This window comes from Neobacillus sp. K501 (assembly GCF_053749995.1).
Genome location: NZ_JBSLYA010000014.1, coordinates 63,901 through 87,189 on the forward strand (window position 1 = coordinate 63,901; position 23,289 = coordinate 87,189).

The window sequence follows — 23,289 nt, forward strand, 5'->3', positions numbered from 1 at the left end:
TATGACCTTATTAGAAAAATTAGAAAAACAAATTTTAATAGCTGATGGTGCAATGGGTACCCTTCTTTATTCATTTGGGACAGATAGCTGCTTTGAGGAATTAAACCTCTCTCATGGAGAAAAAATCCAGGAAATCCATAAAGCCTATGTAGATGCTGGTGCAGACGTCATTCAAACCAACACCTATGCCGCCAATTATTTAAAGCTGCAAAGATACGGTCTCGAGGATTCTGTTAAAGAAATCAATAGCGCCGCGGTCCAAAATGCAAAAAGAGCAGCCGCCAAGAATGCCTATGTCCTAGGCACCCTTGGCGGAAATCGCGGGATTAAGCCAAATTCCATCACACTGGAGGAATTGAAACGAAGCTTCCGAGAGCAATTATATTGTCTCTTACTAGAAGGTGTTGACGGGCTGTTACTGGAAACCTTTTATGACCTTGAAGAACTTGAAACGGTCCTAACGATCGCCCGCAAGGAAACGAAAATACCCATCATTGCACAAGTGTCCTTACAAGAACCAGGTATCTTGCAGGATCAGACACCCGTTAATGATGCATTAAAAAGGCTGGAAAACCTAGGTGCCGATGTGGTCGGTCTTAATTGCCGGCTCGGTCCGCATCATATGCTGACAGCTCTTGAACAAATTGAACTGCCTGCACATAGCTTTCTATCAGCCTATCCGAACGCTAGTCTTCCTGCCTATACGGACGGAAAATTCCACTATGAAGGTGATGCCGATTATTTTCGAAAATCCGCTCAAGGCTTTCGCCAGCAAGGGATACGGTTACTGGGGGGATGCTGTGGTACAACACCGGAACATATTCGGGCTTTTGCTTCAGTACTTAAAAACAGTACTCCAATAACCGAAAAAATTGTAAAATTGGAACAACGGAAAATCGTTGTTGAAGCACGTACCTTCAAACGAGATTTCCAACCGCTTGAAGAAATTGTTAAAGAGAGACCTTCCGTTATCGTAGAATTGGATACTCCTAGGAAACTGGATACGAGTAAATTTTTCGAAGGTGCAAAAGTGTTGAAGGAAGCTGGCATTGATGCTATTACAATGGCGGATAATTCATTAGCTCAGGTACGAATATCCAATGAATCGTTAGGATACCTTGTCAAACAAGAACTAGGAATACGCCCGCTGATCCACGTTGCCTGCAGAGACCGCAATATTATCGGCTTGCAATCACATCTAATGGGTCTTCATACGCTTGGAATGCATGATGTACTGGCCATTACTGGCGACCCTGCTCGAGTTGGGGATTTTCCTGGAGCATCGTCGGTATATGATGTTTCTTCCTTTGAGTTAATCCAAATGATGAAACAGTTGAATGAAGGATTGTCATTCTCCGGAAAAGACCTTGGTCAAAAAACAGCTTTTAGCATTGCTGGGGCCTTTAATCCAAATGTTCGCTCGGTTGAAAAAGCTGTCAAACGACTTGAGAAAAAAATTGAATATGGAGCGGATTATTTTATTTCTCAGCCCGTATTCTCAGAAGAGAAATTAATTGAAGTCTATGAAAATACAAAACATCTTAATGCTCCAATCTATATTGGCTTAATGCCTTTAACAAGCAGCAGAAACGCTGAGTTTTTGCATAATGAAGTACCAGGGATTAAAATTGCACAGCCGATTCGTGACCTAATGGCAAGCTTACATGACAATCCTGTACAGGCAGGACGGGCAGGCGTCGAAATAACAAAATCCCTGATTGATGCAGCACTTGAAATGTTTAATGGAATTTACTTAATCACACCATTCTTACGATATGAATTAACAACTGAATTAGCGGTTTATGCTAATCAGCGTGCAAAAGAAGTTAGGGGGAAGAACAGCTATGTCGAAAGCACCAATTAAAGAACAGCTAAAAAAACGAATTCTTATCATGGATGGTGCAATGGGAACCATGCTACAGCGAGCGAATCTTACTGCGGAAGACTTCGGCGGTGAAGCATTAGACGGCTGCAATGAAAATCTAAATTTAACCGCTCCAGCTGTTATTGCAAGCATCCATCGTGAATACTTAGAAGCTGGAGCTGATATCATTGAAACCAATACATTCGGTGCAACCAGCATTGTTCTTGATGAATACCAGCTTGGATATAAAGCGTACGAAATTAATAAAATTGCTGCGCAAATTGCCAAAAAAGAGGTTGATCTTGCGTCTACACCAGTATGGCCTCGATATGTTGCCGGCTCTATGGGACCTACGACCAAAACATTGAGTGTAACAGGTGGAACCACCTTTGATGTGTTAGCAGCCTCATATGAAGAGCAGGCTATTGGTTTGATTGACGGAGGAGTTGACGTTCTCCTCCTAGAAACCAGTCAGGACATGCTAAACGTAAAAGCCGGTTATCTTGGAATCAAGCGTGCTTTTGAAAAAACTGGTAAAACACTGCCGTTAATGATTTCCGGAACGATTGAACCAATGGGAACCACCCTTGCTGGACAAACAATTGAATCATTCTATATCTCTATTGAACATATGAATCCGATTGCTGTTGGCTTGAACTGTGCAACAGGACCGGAATTTATGCAGGAGCATGTCCGCTCCCTCTCCAATCTTTCATCAATAGCTGTCAGCTGTTATCCGAATGCCGGCCTGCCTGATGAAGAGGGACATTATCATGAAACACCAGAAACACTGGCGAAAAAATTAGCCGATTTTGCCGCTCATGGCTGGTTGAATATTGTCGGTGGATGCTGCGGAACCACTCCAGAACATATTCGGGCGATTGCCGAAGAAATGGAAAAGTTTCAACCGCGGGAATCGGTTGATTCTATTGTTCATATGGTTTCGGGGATTGAGCCTTTTGTTTACGACGATCCAACGCTTAGACCAATCATGGTTGGAGAACGAACCAATGTGATCGGCTCCCGTAAATTTAAACGGTTAATTAGCGAAGGTAAATTTGAAGAGGCAGCGGAAGTAGCGCGCGCTCAGGTAAAAGGCGGTGCACATGTTATTGACATCTGTCTTGCTGACCCTGACCGGGAAGAGCTTATTGATATGGAGAATTTCATTCAGGAAGTCGTAAAAAAGGTGAAAGTACCTTTAGTCATTGACTCCACGGATGAAAACGTTATTGAAAAAGCACTTAAGTTCTCTCAAGGGAAAGCGATCATCAATTCGATTAATCTTGAAGATGGTGAAGAACGTTTAGAAGCTGTTGTTCCTTTAATTCATCAATATGGTGCTGCGGTCGTTGTCGGAACCATCGATGAAAAAGGTATGGGCGTTTCAGCGGAAAGAAAACTTGAAATCGCCAAACGTTCTTATGATTTATTAGTAAATAAATATAAGCTGAAACCACAGGATTTAATATTTGACCCTCTTGTCTTCCCTGTCGGTACCGGTGATGAACAATATATCGGTTCAGCAAAAGCAACCGTTGATGGAATAAAATTAATTAAGGAACATCTCCCTGAAGTCCAAACAATCCTAGGAATCAGTAACGTTTCCTTTGGACTCCCGCCCGTTGGAAGAGAAGTATTGAACTCTGTATTTCTTTATCACTGTACACAGTCGGGACTTGATTATGCCATTGTAAATACCGAAAAACTTGAGCGTTTTGCCTCCATTTCTAAAGAGGAAGTAGCATTGGCTGAAGCCCTTTTATTTAATACTACAGACGAAACGTTAGCTGTTTTTACTGATTTTTACCGGGATAAAAAGAAAGAAGCCAAAACAACGATTCCGAATATGACACTAGAAGAGCGTCTAGCCTATTACGTCATTGAAGGAACGAAGGAAGGGTTAATTCCCGATCTAGAGCAAGCCCTTGAAGTCTACCCTGCCCCACTTGATATTATTAATGGTCCATTAATGGAAGGAATGAAAGAAGTCGGTCGTCTATTTAATGACAATCAATTGATTGTTGCTGAAGTGCTTCAAAGTGCTGAAGTCATGAAAGCCGCTGTTTCCTTTTTAGAGCCTTATATGGAAAAAGGGGATGTTTCTGCTTCTAAGGGTAAGGTCATTTTAGCAACGGTTAAAGGCGACGTTCATGATATTGGAAAAAATTTAGTAGATATTATTTTAAGCAACAACGGCTACCAGGTTCTTGACTTAGGAATTAAAGTTACACCGACAGAACTTGTAAAGGCGGTCCGCGCGGAAAAACCGGATATAGTCGGTTTATCCGGCTTGCTTGTAAAATCAGCCCAGCAAATGGTTTTAACGGCACAAGATATGAAGGAAGCAGGAATCAACACGCCCATCTTAGTCGGAGGTGCTGCCCTGTCCCGTAAGTTTACCGACACGAAAATTGCGAAAGAATATGACGGCCTTGTCCTATACGCAAAGGATGCTATGAATGGTTTATCGCTTGCTAATCAGCTACAATCACCAGAAGATTTCGAGAAGCTTAAAGCGGAAAGAGAGGAAAAATTGGCAGCCGCCCAAGTTCCGCGGGAATTGCCAAGCCGTTCAAATGTATCTGTCGCCGTAAAGCCAAGGTCAAAGGTTTCGACAGAGGTGCCTGTGTATGCACCGATGGATACGAAAAGACATATCCTTAAAACTTATTCGCTCTCGCATATTGAACCTTACATTAACATGCAGATGTTAATTGGACACCATCTTGGAGTCAAAGGGAAAATTGCCAAATTACTTGCTGAAAAGGATGAAAAAGCGTTAAAAGTAAAAGGAGTGGTGGATCAATTATTATCCGATGCGAAGGACAATAATTGGATTACCCCAAATGCTGTGTATCAATTTTTCCCTGCCCAATCGGAAGGTAACAAGGTGATCATTTACAATCATGAAGACACTAAACAGGTCATTGAAACATTTGACTTTCCACGCCAGGATTCTGCACCATTTCTATGTTTGGCTGATTTTATTAAGTCAGTTGATAGCGGTGAGATGGACTACGTCGGCTTTTTCACAGTAACGGCCGGCAGAGGCATACGGGAAAAGGCGGAAGAATTTAAGGGTACTGGAAGATTTTTAGAGAGCCATGCTCTTCAGGCACTAGCACTAGAAACCGCGGAAGGCTTTGCGGAATTAATTCATCGGCAAATGCGTGATCGATGGGGTTTCCCTGATCCTCTAGACTTTAGCATGCAGGATCGTTTTGCTGCTAAATATCAAGGACAGCGGTTCTCATTTGGCTATCCGGCTTGTCCTGATTTAGAAGACCAGAAAAAGCTGTTTAAATTAATTCATCCTGAGGAAATTGGAATCGAATTAACAGAAGGCTGTATGATGGAACCGGAAGCATCGGTTTCAGCCATCGTATTTGCCCATCCAGAAGCAAGATATTTTAATGTGTTACGATAATTTATGTCCGCGGAATCGATGATTTCCGCGGATTTTTTCATTTTCGTTACCTTCTTACCATTTTATAAAACTTTACCCGCGCGATCGGTTTTAGTTTACTCGCGAGTTTTTTACATTTACTCGCCAAAGCCTCTTCTCTCTCCCATTGACAAGTAAATAAAATATCTTTATAGTTACCCAGGTAACTAATTTCCAAATGGAGTGAACCAATTGAATAACCATGGATTGTTTCATACGCTTCACCAGCTATCAAGACATTTAACGAACAAACTAAATGAAACACTAAAACCATTTGGCTTATACAGTGCCCAGTGGTCAGTTATGTTTGTTTTAAAAACAAAAGGCTCGTTAACACAAAAAGAACTCTGTGAATACTTATTTGTTGAAGCACCGCCAATGACACGTACAATTCAACGGCTGGTCAAGCAAGGATACGTTAAACAAGTACCTGGCCAAGACAAAAGAGAGAAATACATTCAATTAACGGATGAAGCCTTACAAGCATACCCACAGTGGGAACAGGCCGTTAATAAAATGAACGAATCACTTCTAGAACACTTACCGGCCTCATCACAAGAAGAACTTTTCCACCTACAGTCTGGCTGGTTAAAACAGCTTTTATAAAAGGAGTGCCACATCAATGAACAAACCCAAACTATGGACGAAGAATTTTATTAGTATTTCCTTAAGTAATCTCTTTTTATTTTTAACTTTTTATTTTTTACTCGTTACCCTTCCAAATTATGCACTAGATGAATTTAACAGCAGTGCCTCAGAGGCTGGATTAATGACGACGGTGTTTTTAATTTCAGCGATTATTTCACGTCCTCTTGCTGGAAATTGGCTTGAACGTGCCGGACATCAAAAAGTACTGATAACTGCACTATTAATTTTCGCAGGTGCATCATTTTTTTATTTTCTCCCTAAAACCATCACTGGGTTTCTGATGATTCGTTTTCTCCATGGCATTGGTTTCGGAATGGCAACGACAGCGGCTGGGGCAATCGTAGCTGATCTCGTACCTGATTCGCGTCGTGGTGAAGGAATGGGCTATTTTATCATGTCCTCGAACTTGGCCATGGTACTTGGACCTTTTATCGGTTTAACCTCGATGCAACAATGGGGGCCAAAAATTTTATTTACTCTTAGTGTTATAGGCGCTCTCGCCTCTCTGATAGCAGGTTTTAGTGTAAAGCCTGTAAAAAAGAAGGCTGACAAAAAGGTAGTTCACTCTGCTTTTTCTATCCGGAACCTGTTTGAAGCCTCTGCGATACCGATATCACTGATTGGAGCATTTTTCGCTCTTGTTTATTCATCCATCTTATCTTTCGTTTCCGTTTATGCCAATGAAATTCACCTTGGATCGGTCTCAAGTTTATTCTTTGTTGTTTATGCCATCGTTCTATTAATTTCTAGACCATTTAGCGGCAGATGGTTCGACTTGAAAGGTCCGAATATCATTGTCATTCCATCGATCATTTTATTTGCCATTGGGATGTTTACCTTGAGTCAAACGGAAACAGGAACCAGCTTTCTTTTATCAGCTGCGCTTATCGGATTAGGATGGGGTACACTATTTCCAACCTTTCAAACAATCGCGATACAAAATGCTGCACCAACTAGGCGCGGGTTAGCCACCGCTACCTTCTTATCCATTTTTGATACAGGAATAGGCTTAGGTTCATTCTTAGTCGGCATTATCGTGGCACAATTGGGCTTCGACTCGTTTTATTTATTAAGTTCTTTTTATATTTTAATTGGAATCGTCCTTTATTACTTCCTGCATGTCCGGAAACAAGCTTCTGAGCCAAATCTAAAAAAACAAATTCATTAGATATTTGCCATAGCAATGTTCAATATGTTATATAATGGATGAAACCATTTAATGAGGTGATTGCTGTGGCAAAATCAAAAGCTAAAAAGCTGAGGGAAAAGCTAGTTCGGTCAGGAAGTATGAATCCGGCGGATAAAAGAAGCCCATTTGCTTTTTCAGATATGAGAACGAGAACCACCAAAACAAAAAAAGATCATCAATATCAATATAAAAATAAGAACCATCATTTCCAAGAAGAAGGAAACGATGGTTCTTTTTATTTTCTTTATAGGCAATGTTTTTTACTTTTGTTTTTTATTACGATACACTTTTTTTGTATGAAATTTTTCAAGAGGAGGTTTTTTAGATGTTTGATGTCGTTATTATCGGAGCAGGCCCAGCTGGGGCAAGTGCAGCGATCTTGACTGCGAAAGCTGGAAAGAAAACTTTAGTTTTGGATGATGATAAAACGGTTACAAAACGTGCTTGGGTTGAAAATCACTATGGAGTTTTGGAAATTTCAGGACCAGACCTAGTGGACATTGGTAAGCAGCAAGCAACAAAATTTGGCGCTGAAATTGTCCAAGCAACTGCAACCAATGTGTTGAAGGTAGAGGGCGGTTTTAAAGTAGAAACTGCTGATGGTGAATATGAAACAAAACATGTAATTGTTGCTACTGGTTTCTTCGCAGACCTTGCTGAAAAAGCTGGCTTAACTACGAAAGCTGGCACGGAGCCAAGAGTGAAAACTATTCTTGATGTTGATGCTGCTGGTAAAACAAATATTGATGGGATCTGGGCTGCAGGAACAATTGCAGGTGTGAGTGTACATACTATCGTTACTGCTGGTGACGGTGCAAAGGTCGCAATCAATGTTGTCAGTGAATTGAATGGTGAGCGCTACGTTGACCATGATGTATTAAAAGCATAAGTCATAGTAAATCCCCTTATTAAAGGGGATTTTTCTATTTAATGCAGGTTCATAGTGCCCGAAACCGTTTCTGCAACCTGGTTTCGGGCATTATAAACCATTCATAGTGACCCAAACTGTTTCTGTAACCTGATTTCGGGCATTATAAACCATTCATAGTGACCCAAACTGTTTCTGTAACCTGATTTCGGGCATTATAAACCATTCATAGTGACCGAAACTGTTTCTGTAACTTGATTTCGAGCATTATAAACGGTTCATAATGACCGAAATTGCTCCTGAAACTTGATTTCGGGCACTATAAACCTCACACTTTATACCTCGAGGTCTTTCCCTTCCTCAACGATATGATATAGGAGGTGGGCTAAATGGTGAATGGGTCCATATTCTTCCTCCTCTTCATTGACTTCCTCATTAAACTCTAAGTCATTTAAATAAAGGGCCATGAATTCATAGAAGTCCTTCATCTGGAAGGAATAGCAAGCAACCGGGTCTTCATTTTCTCCCCCTTCATTCGGGTCCTCATATTGGAGCACGAGATGGGAAACATCACCATCTGCATCTTCCGAATCAAAAAAGACAAAAAAGCCAATATTCGTATCTAAATCAAAAAGGTGTCTTGTACCCCCTTCCGTTGCTTTTTCAAAATCAGCTTCGCTTAATTTTTGGATTTGCATAGAATCTACGTTGTCTTCCTGGTGAAAACCTACAACAAATGATTTCATCATTTTTCCTCCTTTATCAGCACATAAAGTGAAACTTCAATCAGTGGGGGTTTTTTTCATCCCCCACTGATTGTTAGTTGAACCAATCGGGCTTTTACGGGCAGTTATCCTCCACCTAAACTTAAACTGATTTGATATTCCTAAAGTTTTGAAGTGGGGGTCTTACTGCCCGTTAATGCGGGATAAATTTATTTTGCCCTTTCCTTGAAAAAACAAAACGGGAACTGGAAATTTTCCAGTTCCCGTATCTTCCTATTTTAAGGATACCCAGACACTCTTTACTTCTGTGTAATTATTTAAAGCGTAGGATCCCATTTCACGTCCAATTCCTGATTGCTTATACCCTCCGAACGGTGAAGCAGCATCAAAGGCATTGTAGCAATTAACCCATACTGTGCCTGCGCGAAGATGTTCAGCAATATAATGCGCTTTGGAAACATCCTTCGTCCAAACACCAGCTGCTAATCCATACTGGCTGCTATTCGCACGCTCTATCAGTTCATCCAAATCATCGTATGGCATCGCCGAAATGACTGGACCGAAAATTTCTTCTCTCGCAATTGTCATTTCGTCACGAACATCCGCAAAAATCGTAGGCGAGACAAAGTATCCTTGTTCATAAGGCTTTTCCCCACCGACTAATAATTCGGCACCTTCATGCACACCTTTTTCAATATACCCGAGGACACGTTTTTGCTGTTCGATCGAAACCAGTGGCCCGATTTCTGTGTCAGCGTGTAGGCCGGCACCTTGCTTAATTTTTTGTGCATGGCTTACCATGTCGGCAACAACATTGTCAAATTGCTTTTTCTGTATAAATACACGAGAACCCGCACAGCAAACCTGACCTTGGTTAAACATAACCCCATTTAACGCTCCAGGAATCGCTTGAGACAAATCGGCATCTGGTAAAATAATATTCGGTGATTTCCCACCAAGCTCTAATGTTACACGCTTTAGTGTTTTTGCCGCTTTTTCCATAATTAACTTACCAACCTCAGTGGAGCCGGTAAAGGCAATTTTATCAACTAATGGATGATCGACAAGCGGCTGTCCAGCTGTTTCACCAAATCCAGGGACAATATTGACGACACCAGCAGGGAATCCTGCCTCTTCCATTAGTTCTGCTAAATAAAGGGCTGATAATGGTGTTTGTTCTGCAGGCTTTAAGACAACGGTACATCCAGTCGCCAGCGCAGCGCCAAGCTTCCACATCGCCATTAATAACGGGAAGTTCCACGGAATGATTTGGCCGACAACCCCAACTGCTTCATGGCGGGTATAGTTTAAGAATGGTCCGTTAACTGGAATCGTTTGACCTACGATTTTTGTAGCCCAGCCTGCATAATAGCGCATATGTTCAATAGCAAGCGGGATATCAGCATGAGTAGTTTCACGGATCGGTTTCCCGTTATCAAGTGTTTCTAGTTGGGCTAACTCTTCACTATTTTGCTCCATCAAGTCAGCTAATTTGTACATGATGCGGCTGCGTTCAGCGGCCCCCATTTTCGACCAACGACCGCTGTCAAATGCTCTTCGGGCTGCTTTCACGGCACGATCGATGTCCTCTGGACCAGCTTCATAAACAGCTGCTAGTACTTCACCTGTAGCAGGGTTGTAGGTATCAAACGTTTTTTGTGATTGACTTTCAACAAATTGCCCATCAATATACAGTTTCTTCTTCCCTGCTAAAAACTTTTCAACCTTTTCCTTTAAACCGACGGCTAATTGACTCAACTGATATTCCTCCCTTTGATAAAAATATGTAAGACCCCCTAAAACCTTGTAAGCTATCTCTATAAATGGTAGCGCTTACAAGCACAATACTAATATTAACATTATTAAAAACTAGCAATCAACTAATAACTATTAGAATTTTCAAAAACTTAACGACAACATTTTTCGACATAAAAAAAATCCTTCTTATTATCAAGAAGGATTTTTGCCATTATCATACTGGAGGTAGGATTGGATGGCCAACTTTTGTTTGTTCAGTTTTAATTACGACATTGGAAGATGATTGACTATTACCACTGTTAACAAATGTTAACAGAAGAAGAAGCGAGAGAGAAATTCCCATTAATACTTTTTTCATCATATACCTCCTAAATAAGTTTCGTAAAATAGTTTACTGCCTCCAAATACATTCCATGTTTTGTATAGTGATCGGATAACATTTTGTAAAAACGAGTAAGATCTTCCTTATGCTCTTTCGTTTCCTCCAAAAAAGGAATAAGTTTTTGTTCTAAATATTTAATCCCTTTTTCTGGTGACGCGATATAGATGAGATAAAACTCTGCCAAAAGCTTATACTTTTTCATACCAATTTCCTTGGATAGGGTTTTTACCTTTTCAAAACACTCTTTAGCTTTATCTATCGATTGATTTAACCAGTAGAGTTCTGCAATGGTGTATTGGGTTACAAGATAGTGATGATTCTTAATCGATTGCAGCGCTAAGCTTTTTTCATAATAAGCTAAGGCTTCCTTTACGTTATTCATTCTCCTTTGTAAGTAACCCATATTATGATAGATCCAAGGGAGCATCTTTTCTTCTTTTAGAAGTTCAGCATTGCGAATTAAATGTTTAAAGCAAACTTGTGCTTCTTCATAAATATTTAATTGAGTATAGTTAATTCCTAACAGCATTAATGTATGAAGAATACGATGAAAATTATGTTGGTTCGTAAAGATTTGGAGTGCCAGCTTGGCAAAATGAATGGCATGTCCTGATTGCTCAAGCGAAGTTTTCACTAACGCACGATGATAGAGGAAATCCCCATTCGTCATTTCATTAATATCATTCACATGAATTTCATCAAGCAATTCATCTGCCAAATTGTATTGACCTTTCTTGATTAACAATACAGCATTATAGTAGGTAAATAAATAGACCTCATGTTGGGAAAAATTTTTCTTTTGCTTATATAATAAGTCTGATTGAGCCTCTGCTTCGGCAAGGAAATCCTTGAATAATAGGTAGCGATATTTATATAATTCATAAGAATAAATATGAATGGAAAAAGGGATGACATGTTCAAGATCTTTCAATTTTTGAAATATCCCTTCGACTTCTTCACTTAAATAATAATTTAATTTTTCGCCTAACTCTTTTAATAAAAAATAGATGAGCTCCTCTTTTTCTTCCATTTCTTCAAAACTGACATCGAGCCTTTTAAGTAACAGGGAAATGGTTTCATCATTCGCCTCTTTTGAGTTATTTTCGATTTTACTTAAATGAGGGATCGAGCAAATTCCTGCAGCCAGTTCTTTTTGAGTCATCCCTTTTTGGGTTCTGTAGTATTTAATCAATGGTCCAAATTCCATATTACCACCCCAGAAGCCTTCCTTTTTTTTCATTTTATACCAACCACATCACCTCTTCCACATATTTATTCAGATTATTATTTAAGTTGGGAAAATTTCCTTATTTTTAATAGTTAACAACAAAAAACCACCCTCAGGCAGAGGGTGGTAGATTCATACTTAAAAATATTTCTTTTTCCAAAATATGAATGCTGTAACACCTGTTAAGAGGCCAGCAAATAATAATGTAATCAAAAACGCATGGCCGTTTTCTTGAAATGGCAAATTAACATTCATCCCATAAAAGCTGGCAACCATAGTTGGGAACGAAAGGATTATCGTGATTGAAGTTAAGAATTTCATGCGAATATTAAGGTTATTGGAAATAATCGAAGCAAAAGCATCCATCATTCCGCTTAAGATTGAGCTGTACGTTTCCGCCATTTCTATGGCCTGAACTTTCTCAATCATGACATCTTCCAATAACTCTTTATCCTCTTCGTACATTTTTATATAACTAAAACGGAGAATTTTGTCTAACACGACTTTATTCGACTTTAACGAGGTCATAAAATAGACAAGACTTTTTTCAAGTGCTAACAGGGCATATAATTCTTTATTCTTCATCGATTGATGCAGTTCTCGCTCAATGTCGTTCGTTCTTTTATTAATTTGTTTTAAATAGCGTAGATAATAGGACGTAATAATAGCAAGGATTTGCAGCGCAAATCGATTCTTTTTAAAAGTAAAAAACTCTTTAATTTTATTATTCTTAAAAACTTCAAGAATAGGAGTATCCTTTAAGGAAACGGTAATGATACATTCTTCCGTTAAAACAATACCAATTGGAATCGTTTCATAGATTGGAAAACCAGAATCATCATGGGTAATATAAGGATAGTCCACGATGATATATACCTGGCCATCTTCCCGTTCAATCCTTGGACGTTCTTCATCGTCAAGTGCATCTTTAATAAAATCGACATAAATTTGTGCTTCGTCAGCCACTCTGTTTATTTCTTCTTCTGTTGGGGCGTACATGTGAATCCAACAGCCTTTTGAGATTTGATCGACCTTTTCCAACACTTTTTCATTTGTGCTTTTATAAATTTCTAACATAATGAAACCTCCTCACTTCGATTGTTTGAGGAAGCCATCTACCTACTATAGAGTTGATATTCTTGAAGAATCCAATTCAGAGATAATATTGACTTCCACCGCCTGCTTGGGTCTGGGTCTATCGAATAACTCAAAAATATCAACTCCCTTCAACTTTTTATATCCTCCCCTATCATAAACCCAAATTCACAAAAGCACAAAGTGTTTTTCATTCTGGAAAATAAGGATTTAAATGAATTAATACTTCTTCGATATTATCATTACTTTCCATAAGCTTTCCCTTGATTAATTTCGCTAGGTCATGTCCTTCTTTTATCGTTTTATAATGGTCAATTGAAATTCGTAAATCCACTAATATATAATGGCCATGTTCTCTTGCCCTGATGCGATCAATTCGCTTTACTTCTTGAAAAGAATTTACAATCCCTATATACTCTTGTAATGTTTCGGCATCGATATTTCGTTCCAGTAAAATATCAAAGGCTTCTATTAACATTTCCTTGGCGATTTTGAAGATTAAATACGCCACAAAAATACTTGCCGCTTTATCCCCGTATAGAAGAAAGGGAATATCGAAGCGCTCGCCGATGAAAGAAAGGAGTACTCCAATCGCAGCCGCGATAGAGGCCACAATATCTGCTTTATGATCAAAGGCTATCGCTTCGATTGCCTTACTATTATGTTGTTTCGCGATCCGCAATGAGGAGCGGTACAGGATTATTTTCGCAACATACGAAACCAATGCTATCCACATCGCTAATAAGCTTGGAGATTCCACCTCATGAAAAAAACCGCTGATTCCCTCAAAGACAACATAGATAGAGACAAGAAAAAGCAGGATACCAACAACTCCCGATACAATAACCTCAGCCTTTCCATGACCATAAGGATGCTCGTCATCTGCGGGTTTGTTTGCTAACTTAATAACGAGTAAAACAATGACTGAGGCAAATACATCTGCCGCCGAGTGGATCCCATCCGCAAACACAGCATCACTATTTCCAAACCAGCCAATGACCATCTTTCCAATTGTTAGGATAATATTGCTAATCAAACTAATCCAAGCAATTTTTTTTGCTAAAGCTTCCCTCATTTTCCTCGTCCACCCCGAAATTTATTTCTCTGTCTGATCGGTATCCTTCATAATCATTTCCACTTCTTCATTAACCGATATCCTATTAATCGCATCATGAAGAAAATGAAACGCTTCATCTAATTGCTCCCTTGATGGAAATTTTTCCTTTTTGTTCATATTATCAGCTCCTTCATTAATTTGTCTTCCAATGAGTAATCCTTAAGAAAAAAGTAGAAAATACGCTTGTACCATATTCAAAAAGGGAGTGTTTTCGAAAATGGAAAAAAAGAATGATGCCAAAGTTACAGAAGTTGCTGGACGTGCCTATCATACTAGTGACTATCATAAGGATGATGAAGTATCTGCTGGGTTAGCTACTACACACGAGCAGGTAAGTGATACGTACGCCGAAGGTGAGATTGGCGCGAGTATCGATGACGTAGGGAAAGAATAAAATTAGAGAAAACAGCTCTCTTTATGGAAAGCTGTTTTCTTTTTTACTTATCATGATCATCCACATACGGATCATGCTCATAGGCAGGTAAATCACCGAAGCTGGTCATAATTCCTTCTTCATCTAATGCGTCTTCATATTGTTCATGTTGGGCATTTGGATAAATTTGTACATTATTACCGTACATATCATTACCGGCAAAGTTCTCAAAATCCTCAACATAACCTACATTTTCATCTGACTCCTCATAGATGTCATGATAATTATCCTCTGAGAAGGCCAAATCAGATGGCGTTTCAGATGTCCCCCATTGTGCTACAGTCTGCCAGGAGTCTTCCGCATCAAAGGCGACATTTTCGTCCTTTTCATCCATATCAAATTTTCCAAATGGCGGCATTAATACCCCCTCTTCAACAGGGCGGTCATGCGATACAATCTGATCCGGACTATGTTCCTTACAATACGTCGTATTAGGCAAGGCCTCTAAACGGTCATATGGAATCTCTTTCCCGCAGACCTCACAGTTCCCATAAGTTCCATTCTCCATCGCTTCTAACGCTTTATTAATATTCATTAATTGTAATTTTGAATGCTGGCTGAGTGCGATATCTTTTTCCCGTTCATAAAGTTCAGAGCCTTCATCAGCAGGATGGTTATCATAGCTAGATAATTCTCCCATTGATTCATGAAAATGACCTCGTTCTAACCCATATTGATCATTTTGCTCTAGCTGTTCCTCCAGCTCTTCTTTTTCTTTTAGTAATTGCAAACGAAAACCGGAAAGCTGCTCTGTCGTTAACATAATAAACCCCTTTCAAGGCTTGTTCATAAAACGAAACAATTCGCCCCTTGTAATTTCCTGTTATCGTACCTTTTTATTTTCAATGTTTTGTTCCTTGATTATGTAATAAAATTTCCGCTTCCATCAAAATCCTAAATCGTCTTTTCAGAAGGCTGAATAAGTTTTTCCCTCAGGTGTATCTTAACTTATAGAAAAGCAAAGGAAAGAAAAGAGGGAGCGAAAATGGTAAACGAAAATTTTGATAAGTTCAAAAAGGTACAGCAGGAACATAAAGGAGTTTATTTAGGTGGTAACCAACAAAAACCTGGCCTAAATGATTCAGAATATAATAACCAGGAGATTACAGATAAATCAGTTGGAGCAACTGGGAGAAAAGTTGATGAGCAAATCCAGTAGTGCTGACAAAGAGAAAAATGACATGAAATGGTGGCAACTATCGTTATTTGGAATAGGCTGTACAATTGGAACCGGTTTTTTCCTCGGTTCTAGTATTGCCATCAAAATGACTGGTCCTGCCATCTTAATTGCCTTTATTCTAGCAGCGATTGGCACCTACTTTGTCTTTGATGCACTTGCAAAAATGACAGCCAAGGAACCACTAAAGGGCGGTTTTCGCAGCTATGCAAAAAAAGCATTTGGCAGGTGGGCTGGCTTTAGCAGCGGCTGGGTTTATTGGATGTCAGAAGTATTAATTATGGGAAGTCAAATGACAGCACTTTCCATCTTTACCCGCTTCTGGTTCCCCGATATTCCCTTATGGGTTTTTGCTTCCGTCTATGCCGTACTAGGGCTAGTGGTTGTCCTCATTGGGGTAAGCATCCTAAACAAACTCGAAAATGTTTTGGCAATCCTAAAAATAGCAGCGATATTGATGTTTGTGATAATCGCTCTTTTAGCGATTTTCGGGGTTATTGACGGCAAAAGTCCGATTCATTATCCACATACCACAAAGGATATTATCCCACACGGACCGTTAGGTTTATGGTCAGGAGTTATTTTTGCATTCTATGCTTTTGGTGGAATTGAAATTCTTGGTTTAATGGCGACTCGCTTAAAAGATCCAAAGGAAGCACCAAAAGCAGGAAAAGTGATGCTATTTACTCTGATGATTATCTATATTCTCTCCATTGGCCTTGCCGTATTAATGGTCCCTTGGAATAAATTTGATGATGGAAAAAGCCCATTTGTTAATGCTTTGGATAATTATGATCTAACCTTTATTCCCCATCTTTTTAATGGAGCGTTAATTATCGCTGGTTTTTCTACCATGGTTGCGTCACTCTTTGCTGTCACGAGTATCCTCGTTACGCTTTCTGAGGAAGGGGATGCACCTGCTTTATTTTGCAAGCAAGGGAAATTAAAAGTCCCTTTGCCGACGCTGATCATTACCTTATTAGGAATTTCAGCTTCGATAATTTGCGCCTTATTAATGCCTGGGCATGTATATGAGTATATAACAACAGCTGCAGGGCTTATGCTGCTTTATAATTGGATTTTCATTTTAGCATCATCCTGGAAACTGTTAGAGGTAACGGCAAAGGACAAAATAAAATATTCGATTGGAATTTTGTTCATTCTTACTGCCGTGACAGGTACCCTGTTTCATGATACTAGTAGACCAGGCTTCTTTATCAGCCTGCTCTTTGTCGGAATCATTGGCGGGCTTACATTGATCATGAACGTTAAATGGAAGAAAAAGAAGAAGCCAAAGGTCCTCAAACCTTGGCCTACGGCTTAATACAAAAAGCGGAAGCGCCTTGTTCAGCACCGACAAGCGCTGGAGGGCCTGCCGGTGAAGTCGTTCTTTGACTTCATTGGCAGGACCGAAGCGACTCGAGGGGCTAGGCGCTGGAGCTGGATTCAAAAGGCAGACTCAAATTATTTGAGCCTGCCACTGTTTTCTATTCACCCCTAAAAATTGGGGCCCGTTTTTCTTTAAAGGCTTCTAATGCTTCAAGACGGTCTTTCGTAGGGATGATCACTTCATAGGCTTTTGATTCGATGGCAAATCCTGTTTTCAAATCAACATTGCTGCCATAATGAATGGCGAATTTCGCTTGAGTTACCGCTAGCGGGGCATTTTTGATAATTTCATCTGCCAATTCCACGGAAACAGAATGTAATCGCTCTTTCTCTACCACTTTATTAACAATGCCAAACTCTTGGGCCACATCGGCACTTATCTTTCTTGCGGTAAAAATTAATTCCTTTGCTTTCGAGATCCCAATTAATCTGCTTAAACGCTGGGTCCCTCCTGCACCAGGAATAATCCCCAAACTCACCTCGGTTAGCCCCATTATCGATTCCTTTACCGCAATTCGCAAATCACAGGCGAGGGCGAGTTCAAGCCCTCCTCCAAACGCATATCCATTAACCGCCGCAATCGTTGGCTGGGGTAATTCTTCGATTTTCGAAAAAACATCACGAATCAAATTGACATTTCTTCGGACCTCTTTTTCATTAAGTGTCCGTCTTTCACGCAAATCTGCCCCTGTACTAAATGCCTTTTCTCCAGCACCTGTCAAAATGACAGCTCTAATATTCTTATTAAATTTAATTTCGTCAATCACTTCGTCTAACTGTGTAAGCGCTTCTAAATCAAAGCAATTTAATTGTTCTGGGCGATTAATCGTGATGAATGCTAAATGCTTCTCTACACTTAATAAAATCTTACTCAAAATGATCCCTCCCCTTGATAACATTATCTTAATCAGAAAGGGAATTACATGTCCATAAAAATTTTAAAAGCTTCGAAACCGAAATAGATTCCAAATCCTATCAAGGACACACCCGATAACAATGAAATACTAATGAGAAGACGTGTTGTTAAATATTTTCGAAAGTTGCTTGCAATCGTGGCCATCATAATATCCCATAGCAATAGCCCCATAAAAATCGCAGAACTATATAAAATTAATTGGCTTGAATCGTATGTAGCGGCCGTTTTAGCAAGAACTGAACCATAAATGCCCAGCCAAAATAAAATCGTTAGAGGGTTTGATATCGACATAAAAAAACCTGACATAAATGATCGATATAACGGCTCTCTTTTCCGATTATCCCCGATTGACAATTTATTAGCTGAGAGGATGGTTTCAATGCCTGTATAGGTTAAAACAAAACAGCCAAACAGCCATAAAAATGTTTTCATAAAGGAGGTCTCTAGAAAATGGACTACTCCCATATAAACGATCAGCATATAAACCCCATCGGCCACCACAGCTCCAACCCCAATGAGCCATGAATGCATGAATCCATGCCTTATCCCCCTGTCTATTTGCGCCGCATTAATCGGGCCAATCGGAGCAGCAAGTGACAACCCTAGCAAAATATAGCTTAAGAACACATTCATCTTTATCTCTCCCCAAATCTGGAATTAAAGCTTGTCTTTCCATTTTTATTCAAGAGAAGAGGTTTGTACCACAAAAAAAGAGTATTCCTTAATAGGAAAACCCTTTCACTTTTCTAAAGACAAAATACTTCTGTCCAAAATAATTACTTAAGGTATACAGGCAGCTGCCGACTAACACTGAAATATTTTGTTCCGTGGCATTGGTTAATCCTACATGCAGACTCATCCATTCTACAAGTCGCTCACTACAAAAAAAGGAGGTAAAGTAGCAGAACAGAATAATCATTAAAAATCTCGGCAGCCCTCGCTGGAAGGAGACATTACTATTAAAGGTATATTTTCGATTTAAAATATAGCTGACACATGCCCCTGCTGAATTTCCTATAAAAGTAGAGAACCAGTAGGAAAGATGGACAAGGTGTAAAAGCGAAAACATCATCAATAAACCCACCATTGTATTCACCATTCCAACTATAATAAAACGGACCATGGAATGCGTTGGTTTATAAATTTTTCCTGCGCTCCATTTTATGATACTCTTCCTCCTCTAATTGTCGGATTAAATGATGTCGCGGCAGAGGCAAATTTAATGTATCGATGTCGACAATAAATTTCGGACGATGTTTGGTTTCCTTATAAATTTTCCCTACATACTCCCCGATCAAACCAATCGCGATCAGCTGTAACCCGCCGATTAACCAAATGGAGGTAATAAGCGATGTCCAGCCTGTCTGGGTATGACCAAAAAATTTTAAGATTAAAAAGTAACAGCCAAACAACAGACTCATGAAAAAAGAAACTAATCCAATCAACAGCACAAAGCGAATGGGTGAGACAGAAAAGGATGTAATACCATCAAAAGCAAACGCCAGCATTTTTTTTAGCGGATACTTGGATACTCCAGCATTCCTTTCCTTCCGGTCATAATAAACCATGTCCGATTGAAATCCAAGGAGCGGTACCATCCCTCGTAAAAACAGATTCACTTCTTCAAAGCGTTCAAGCTCTATGACAGCTCGTTTACTCATTAGGCGGAAGTCAGCGTGATTATAGACAAGATTGACCCCCATCTTTTGCATAAATCGATAAAAACCTTGGGCCGTGCTGCGCTTGAATAATGAATCAGTATCACGGCGATTGCGAACACCGTAAACAATCTCATTTCCTTGATTAAATTTTTCAATAAATTCACGAATGACGTGCATATCATCCTGGAGATCGGCATCAATCGAAACAACGCAATCTGAGGTATCTTTAGCAGCTATCAGCCCAGCTAAGAGCGCATTTTGATGACCTACATTTCTCGATAATTTCAATCCGCGAATAAGCTCATTCCTCAAGCCCTCTTTATAAATCATCTCCCAGGTCCGATCCTTACTGCCATCATCCACAAATAAAATCTTACTGCGGTTAGATACAAGTTGATCCTCGATGTAGTGTTTTAATAATTGTTCAAGCTGTGAAAAGGTCTCAGGTAATGCTTCTTCCTCATTGTAGCAAGGTACGACAATTGTCAAGACTGGTTCCATCATCATTGTGACCCCCGGTGTTTACAAAGTCTTATATAAGTAAATTTTCCATGCTGCACTTTTCGATTCAAAGACTTTCTCTAGCATTAGTTGATTATCTTGAGCATTGATGATTGGTAAGGACGATAATATATACTGTCCACCTAATTCTTTAAATACTGCCGTATTTAACTGTAGATTCTTTAATTTCCTATGGGAATCTTTCTTGATCATATATTTTTTCCCAAGCTCAGAAGTAAAGATGTAACAGCGTCCGCCCCACTTATCAAAATACTTTTGAATTGTTTTATTCTTAACCAATTCATTCTCAATTATTTTTCTAAAATGATGCTTATAGGATAATGGATAAAAGTTATTATACGTATCTATCGTGTAAAATCCATTATACTGGGCAATCGCCGGATGAAGTCCGATACTAGCAACGCGGTAATCCTTCGGGTCGCGGCCAATGAACTCTTTGATATCTGTAAATAATTCCTCAGCGTAAAATTCCTTTACCGTCGGCTTTTGATGATAGATGATTTCATCATTAAACATAAAGAGTAATCCAATTTGAAAGACAGCTAGCCATTTCACGGATGCTGCCCAGCTCCTCCCTTGCAATGCAAGGATTTTTAAGGCGAGTGCAAAGCTGGCATAAATGACTAGCGGCCTTAAAAAGTGATAGCGGGCAAAATTAAAGGTATCCATAAAATGAAACTTCTTTGTTAAGGGAAGCCAGCCCTTGTAAAACCAAAAGGCATACCAAAGTGATAAAAGGAAATTTAATATAAATAAAAAAACAAATAGCTTTTCCTGCTTCCATAGCTTTTTGGCATAGACGAAATACAAAGCCATGAACGTCGCTGGTAAAATAAATAAGCCGTGTACCGTCATCACATGGGTATGTCCTAATACATAGTTTTTTAGCGTCAGTCGCATAGAGTGCCAAAAGGTCAAGCTTGTGTGAAAATATTCATCACGGCTGTTTGGTTCACCTGTAAATAAAAACGAAAAGACCAATCGATATTCTACCAGCATAAAAACAGCTGTCATATAAACAATCGACAGAAAAAATCGAAGATTAAAACCCTTTCCTCGGAAGATGTCCACAAGCCATAAGATTCCGATTGCACTTAAAAAGAAAAAAAACCCTAAAACGATACTAGCGTAAAGCGGCAGGAGTGTAAGGACAAGATAATCCTTTGCCGAATCTTCCCCATTGCGAATATTAAGAAATGCCCAGAGTGCAAGCGGCATCCCCAATGTACTTAGCATCCCTGATGGCCAAAATGGAGTTAAGGCAAAGGCCAAAGCGGTTGCTATTTGGACAAATCCCCATCTTTCTCCAGGTAGAAAATGCTTTTTTAGTAATAAATACATCCCGAAAAATGCAACAATCCTCGTTATTGCCTGACTAAAGGCATAAGCAATCATGGTTGGAAAAAGGGAATACAACCAAACAATGAGGCTATATTCTGTCCCAAAGGCATTCCTTGGTACTCCATTAATGATTTGTGGGATAACCGCCTTTACATCTCCAAACATTTGGCCACTTTGTGCTAGGACCTTATACCAAGCCAAATTGGAATCCAAATTATCATGAACTCGGATATGGGCATTTTCTTGAAGAATAAAGAGCGGGGATAGATAAACTACTAGAATAAGTAAAGCTAAAATAATGAATCTCTGCCCTTTTTTCGCATCAATGAACACTTTATTACACCTCAAAATCTTCGTCCTAAAACTTCCCCCGTTGATAAATAAAGTTTGCATCCTGAATGGATATTATTCCTTTCATGCAGTTTTTTTCCAAAAATCGGTTGAATTAAGAAAAGCGCAAGCGCCTTGTCCAGGGGCGACAGGCATAAGACGAGCCGGCGAGAAGGTTGCTTTTTAACCTTCTTGACGGATCGGCTTATGACCCGAGCCCCTAGGCGCTGGAGCTAGACAATTCTCAAAGTCGATTTTTATACTTTTTTATCAAATAAAATAGCCCTCCGCTTCGCGAAAGGCCATTCGTTTTAATGATTGATCGTTTTACTATTATAAATGTTTAAAAGTAGGTCGAGCTTTTGGCTGCATTGAACAACACTGGGGTTTGAATATCCATATTGTTGCGCTAAATCGATCATTTCAATCCTCGTTTTTTCAATGGAAAATAACAATGGATGTAATCTTTGTTCCATGCCTCAGACCCCTTTTCACGTTAAAACCTTATTTTATATTAATAACCTTAATGTATTGATTTTTATACATGAATACAAGTAGTTTTCATAGAGATTTATGACATTTCGATGAACAAATTCCTATCACTCTGTCAGGAGCGTGGCTTCCAGCTCTTCGACCAGTCTTTTACCAATTGGAATAAAGGATTCTGGAAAACTGCCATCCTTATCAATCGGCTCAGCAAACTGATGTAGTGTCCCTGATATCGGTCCTGCATCAGCCCGTTCATCCAAACCACTTTCATATACATGGGATAAAAGAAATGGTCGGCCCAACTCAACCGTGCAGCCGCGAGCATCTAATTGTCCATCAATTGCCGTAAATGGCACCCGCAAGAATTGGTAACCATCCTGATCATTTATTTTATAATCAAAGGCACCATGATCATAATCCCAATTCCCTCCGATTGAATATCCTTTTGGTTTTAATTTTTGCTCCAGTTTATATAAATCAAACTGCATTCCTTCAATTTTTGATGGTAGTTCAATCATGATAGAGCCCCCCTTTTTTAATCCAGCTCCAGCACCCAGCGACTAGTGTACTTCGCCCTCCGACCTACGATAAGTCAAGCACGAATGCGCTACGCTCTCCGTGTTTCCTTTATCTCAGTTGAAGGGCTCCAGTCCTGTCGTGCGCTAAACGGGCGCTTTCGCCTTTTTGAATAGTCTCCCCAATTTCGCAA

The 23,289-nt window shown here is 39.6% G+C and carries 23 protein-coding genes; 8 read left to right on the forward strand and 15 right to left on the reverse strand.

Going from position 1 to position 23,289, the window contains the following annotated elements; all coding sequences use genetic code 11:
- The first annotated feature begins 1 nt into the window (after position 1).
- From ACWM35_RS22900 to ACWM35_RS22920, 5 genes are all read left to right on the forward strand, one after another.
- A complete protein-coding gene (locus tag ACWM35_RS22900) occupies positions 2 to 1,864 on the forward strand; it encodes a bifunctional homocysteine S-methyltransferase/methylenetetrahydrofolate reductase (RefSeq protein ID WP_454821214.1) in 1,863 nt (620 codons plus the stop codon).
- Entirely contained in the window at positions 1,845 to 5,294 is a 3,450-nt protein-coding gene (gene metH / locus ACWM35_RS22905) for a methionine synthase (protein WP_454821215.1), read from the forward strand. Before ACWM35_RS22900 ends, metH begins: the two co-directional genes overlap by 20 nt.
- 201 nt (positions 5,295 to 5,495) lie before the next feature.
- Positions 5,496 to 5,918 (forward strand): MarR family winged helix-turn-helix transcriptional regulator, encoded by a 423-nt coding sequence (locus ACWM35_RS22910; RefSeq protein ID WP_454821216.1) that lies wholly within the window; start codon positions 5,496 to 5,498, stop codon positions 5,916 to 5,918.
- Between the two features lie 16 nt (positions 5,919 to 5,934).
- Positions 5,935 to 7,128 carry an MFS transporter gene (locus tag ACWM35_RS22915; RefSeq protein WP_454821217.1) on the forward strand — a complete coding sequence of 398 codons (1,194 nt, stop codon included), beginning with the start codon at positions 5,935 to 5,937 and terminating at the stop codon, positions 7,126 to 7,128.
- 346 nt (positions 7,129 to 7,474) lie between these two features.
- A complete protein-coding gene (locus tag ACWM35_RS22920) occupies positions 7,475 to 8,038 on the forward strand; it encodes an FAD-dependent oxidoreductase (RefSeq protein WP_454821218.1) in 564 nt (187 codons plus the stop codon).
- A gap of 314 nt (positions 8,039 to 8,352) precedes the next feature.
- On the opposite strand, the gene ACWM35_RS22925 is transcribed toward ACWM35_RS22920, so the two are convergent.
- From ACWM35_RS22925 to ACWM35_RS22955, 7 genes are all read right to left on the reverse strand, one after another.
- Positions 8,353 to 8,763, reverse strand: a complete 411-nt coding sequence (locus ACWM35_RS22925; protein WP_454821219.1) for a cytosolic protein — start codon at positions 8,761 to 8,763, stop codon at positions 8,353 to 8,355.
- A 252-nt stretch (positions 8,764 to 9,015) separates the two neighbouring features.
- Positions 9,016 to 10,500, reverse strand: a complete 1,485-nt coding sequence (locus ACWM35_RS22930; protein WP_454821220.1) for an aldehyde dehydrogenase family protein — start codon at positions 10,498 to 10,500, stop codon at positions 9,016 to 9,018.
- Between the two features lie 214 nt (positions 10,501 to 10,714).
- On the reverse strand, positions 10,715 to 10,858 hold the full coding sequence (locus ACWM35_RS22935; protein WP_454821221.1) for a hypothetical protein: 144 nt from the start codon (positions 10,856 to 10,858) through the stop codon (positions 10,715 to 10,717).
- Between the two features lie 10 nt (positions 10,859 to 10,868).
- Positions 10,869 to 12,122 carry a tetratricopeptide repeat protein gene (locus tag ACWM35_RS22940; RefSeq protein ID WP_454821222.1) on the reverse strand — a complete coding sequence of 418 codons (1,254 nt, stop codon included), beginning with the start codon at positions 12,120 to 12,122 and terminating at the stop codon, positions 10,869 to 10,871.
- A gap of 126 nt (positions 12,123 to 12,248) precedes the next feature.
- A complete protein-coding gene (locus ACWM35_RS22945) occupies positions 12,249 to 13,187 on the reverse strand; it encodes a magnesium transporter CorA family protein (protein WP_454821223.1) in 939 nt (312 codons plus the stop codon).
- Between the two features lie 208 nt (positions 13,188 to 13,395).
- Positions 13,396 to 14,280 (reverse strand): cation diffusion facilitator family transporter, encoded by an 885-nt coding sequence (locus ACWM35_RS22950; RefSeq protein ID WP_454821224.1) that lies wholly within the window; start codon positions 14,278 to 14,280, stop codon positions 13,396 to 13,398.
- Positions 14,281 to 14,301: 21 nt separating this feature from the next.
- A complete protein-coding gene (locus tag ACWM35_RS22955) occupies positions 14,302 to 14,439 on the reverse strand; it encodes a hypothetical protein (RefSeq protein WP_454821225.1) in 138 nt (45 codons plus the stop codon).
- Positions 14,440 to 14,539: 100 nt separating this feature from the next.
- Between ACWM35_RS22955 and ACWM35_RS22960 the strand changes: the two genes are divergently transcribed.
- Positions 14,540 to 14,716, forward strand: coding sequence for a YozQ family protein (locus ACWM35_RS22960; RefSeq protein ID WP_454821226.1), 177 nt, complete (start codon positions 14,540 to 14,542; stop codon positions 14,714 to 14,716).
- Between the two features lie 43 nt (positions 14,717 to 14,759).
- On the opposite strand, the gene ACWM35_RS22965 is transcribed toward ACWM35_RS22960, so the two are convergent.
- Positions 14,760 to 15,518, reverse strand: coding sequence for a TraR/DksA C4-type zinc finger protein (locus ACWM35_RS22965; RefSeq protein WP_454821227.1), 759 nt, complete (start codon positions 15,516 to 15,518; stop codon positions 14,760 to 14,762).
- Positions 15,519 to 15,740: 222 nt separating this feature from the next.
- Between ACWM35_RS22965 and ACWM35_RS22970 the strand changes: the two genes are divergently transcribed.
- Together ACWM35_RS22970 and ACWM35_RS22975 are read left to right on the forward strand one after the other, a co-directional pair.
- Positions 15,741 to 15,914 (forward strand): hypothetical protein, encoded by a 174-nt coding sequence (locus ACWM35_RS22970; protein ID WP_454821228.1) that lies wholly within the window; start codon positions 15,741 to 15,743, stop codon positions 15,912 to 15,914.
- The gene (locus ACWM35_RS22975; RefSeq protein ID WP_454821229.1) at positions 15,898 to 17,256 is read left to right on the forward strand and encodes an amino acid permease; all 1,359 of its coding nucleotides are present in this window, start codon (positions 15,898 to 15,900) and stop codon (positions 17,254 to 17,256) included. The genes ACWM35_RS22970 and ACWM35_RS22975 overlap by 17 nt, the downstream gene beginning before the upstream one ends.
- Before the next feature lie 163 nt (positions 17,257 to 17,419).
- Here the strand turns inward: ACWM35_RS22975 and ACWM35_RS22980 are convergent, their stop codons facing one another.
- The 7 genes from ACWM35_RS22980 to ACWM35_RS23010 all read right to left on the reverse strand — a co-directional run bounded on the left by ACWM35_RS22980 (position 17,420) and on the right by ACWM35_RS23010 (position 23,098).
- The gene (locus ACWM35_RS22980) at positions 17,420 to 18,220 is read right to left on the reverse strand and encodes an enoyl-CoA hydratase-related protein (protein WP_454821231.1); all 801 of its coding nucleotides are present in this window, start codon (positions 18,218 to 18,220) and stop codon (positions 17,420 to 17,422) included.
- Between the two features lie 20 nt (positions 18,221 to 18,240).
- Positions 18,241 to 18,870: a LysE family transporter gene (locus ACWM35_RS22985; RefSeq protein WP_454821232.1), complete on the reverse strand. Its 630-nt coding sequence runs from the start codon at positions 18,868 to 18,870 to the stop codon at positions 18,241 to 18,243.
- Between the two features lie 88 nt (positions 18,871 to 18,958).
- The gene (locus ACWM35_RS22990) at positions 18,959 to 19,360 is read right to left on the reverse strand and encodes a GtrA family protein (RefSeq protein WP_454821233.1); all 402 of its coding nucleotides are present in this window, start codon (positions 19,358 to 19,360) and stop codon (positions 18,959 to 18,961) included.
- 13 nt (positions 19,361 to 19,373) lie between these two features.
- Positions 19,374 to 20,402 (reverse strand): glycosyltransferase, encoded by a 1,029-nt coding sequence (locus tag ACWM35_RS22995; RefSeq protein WP_454821235.1) that lies wholly within the window; start codon positions 20,400 to 20,402, stop codon positions 19,374 to 19,376.
- 18 nt (positions 20,403 to 20,420) lie between these two features.
- Positions 20,421 to 22,094: a DUF6044 family protein gene (locus tag ACWM35_RS23000; RefSeq protein WP_454821236.1), complete on the reverse strand. Its 1,674-nt coding sequence runs from the start codon at positions 22,092 to 22,094 to the stop codon at positions 20,421 to 20,423.
- Between the two features lie 308 nt (positions 22,095 to 22,402).
- Positions 22,403 to 22,567 carry a Spo0E family sporulation regulatory protein-aspartic acid phosphatase gene (locus ACWM35_RS23005; protein WP_454821237.1) on the reverse strand — a complete coding sequence of 55 codons (165 nt, stop codon included), beginning with the start codon at positions 22,565 to 22,567 and terminating at the stop codon, positions 22,403 to 22,405.
- A gap of 123 nt (positions 22,568 to 22,690) precedes the next feature.
- Positions 22,691 to 23,098: a YugN-like family protein gene (locus ACWM35_RS23010; protein ID WP_454821238.1), complete on the reverse strand. Its 408-nt coding sequence runs from the start codon at positions 23,096 to 23,098 to the stop codon at positions 22,691 to 22,693.
- Positions 23,099 to 23,289: the final 191 nt, after the last annotated feature.

Bases quoted from the DNA above. Each gene is read 5' to 3' on its own strand.
- ACWM35_RS22900 (WP_454821214.1), top strand. From the start codon at position 2: ATGACCTTATTAGAAAAATTAGAAAAACAAATTTTAATAGCTGATGGT.
- metH (WP_454821215.1), top strand. From the start codon at position 1,845: ATGTCGAAAGCACCAATTAAAGAACAGCTAAAAAAACGAATTCTTATC.
- ACWM35_RS22915 (WP_454821217.1), top strand. From the start codon at position 5,935: ATGAACAAACCCAAACTATGGACGAAGAATTTTATTAGTATTTCCTTA.
- ACWM35_RS22920 (WP_454821218.1), top strand. From the start codon at position 7,475: ATGTTTGATGTCGTTATTATCGGAGCAGGCCCAGCTGGGGCAAGTGCA.
- ACWM35_RS22925 (WP_454821219.1), bottom strand. From the start codon at position 8,763: ATGAAATCATTTGTTGTAGGTTTTCACCAGGAAGACAACGTAGATTCT.
- ACWM35_RS22935 (WP_454821221.1), bottom strand. From the start codon at position 10,858: ATGAAAAAAGTATTAATGGGAATTTCTCTCTCGCTTCTTCTTCTGTTA.
- ACWM35_RS22940 (WP_454821222.1), bottom strand. From the start codon at position 12,122: ATGAAAAAAAAGGAAGGCTTCTGGGGTGGTAATATGGAATTTGGACCA.
- ACWM35_RS22945 (WP_454821223.1), bottom strand. From the start codon at position 13,187: ATGTTAGAAATTTATAAAAGCACAAATGAAAAAGTGTTGGAAAAGGTC.
- ACWM35_RS22950 (WP_454821224.1), bottom strand. From the start codon at position 14,280: ATGAGGGAAGCTTTAGCAAAAAAAATTGCTTGGATTAGTTTGATTAGC.
- ACWM35_RS22955 (WP_454821225.1), bottom strand. From the start codon at position 14,439: ATGAACAAAAAGGAAAAATTTCCATCAAGGGAGCAATTAGATGAAGCG.
- ACWM35_RS22960 (WP_454821226.1), top strand. From the start codon at position 14,540: ATGGAAAAAAAGAATGATGCCAAAGTTACAGAAGTTGCTGGACGTGCC.
- ACWM35_RS22965 (WP_454821227.1), bottom strand. From the start codon at position 15,518: ATGTTAACGACAGAGCAGCTTTCCGGTTTTCGTTTGCAATTACTAAAA.
- ACWM35_RS22970 (WP_454821228.1), top strand. From the start codon at position 15,741: ATGGTAAACGAAAATTTTGATAAGTTCAAAAAGGTACAGCAGGAACAT.
- ACWM35_RS22975 (WP_454821229.1), top strand. From the start codon at position 15,898: ATGAGCAAATCCAGTAGTGCTGACAAAGAGAAAAATGACATGAAATGG.
- ACWM35_RS22980 (WP_454821231.1), bottom strand. From the start codon at position 18,220: ATGTTATCAAGGGGAGGGATCATTTTGAGTAAGATTTTATTAAGTGTA.
- ACWM35_RS22985 (WP_454821232.1), bottom strand. From the start codon at position 18,870: ATGAATGTGTTCTTAAGCTATATTTTGCTAGGGTTGTCACTTGCTGCT.
- ACWM35_RS22990 (WP_454821233.1), bottom strand. From the start codon at position 19,360: ATGGTCCGTTTTATTATAGTTGGAATGGTGAATACAATGGTGGGTTTA.
- ACWM35_RS22995 (WP_454821235.1), bottom strand. From the start codon at position 20,402: ATGATGGAACCAGTCTTGACAATTGTCGTACCTTGCTACAATGAGGAA.
- ACWM35_RS23005 (WP_454821237.1), bottom strand. From the start codon at position 22,567: ATGGAACAAAGATTACATCCATTGTTATTTTCCATTGAAAAAACGAGG.
- ACWM35_RS23010 (WP_454821238.1), bottom strand. From the start codon at position 23,098: ATGATTGAACTACCATCAAAAATTGAAGGAATGCAGTTTGATTTATAT.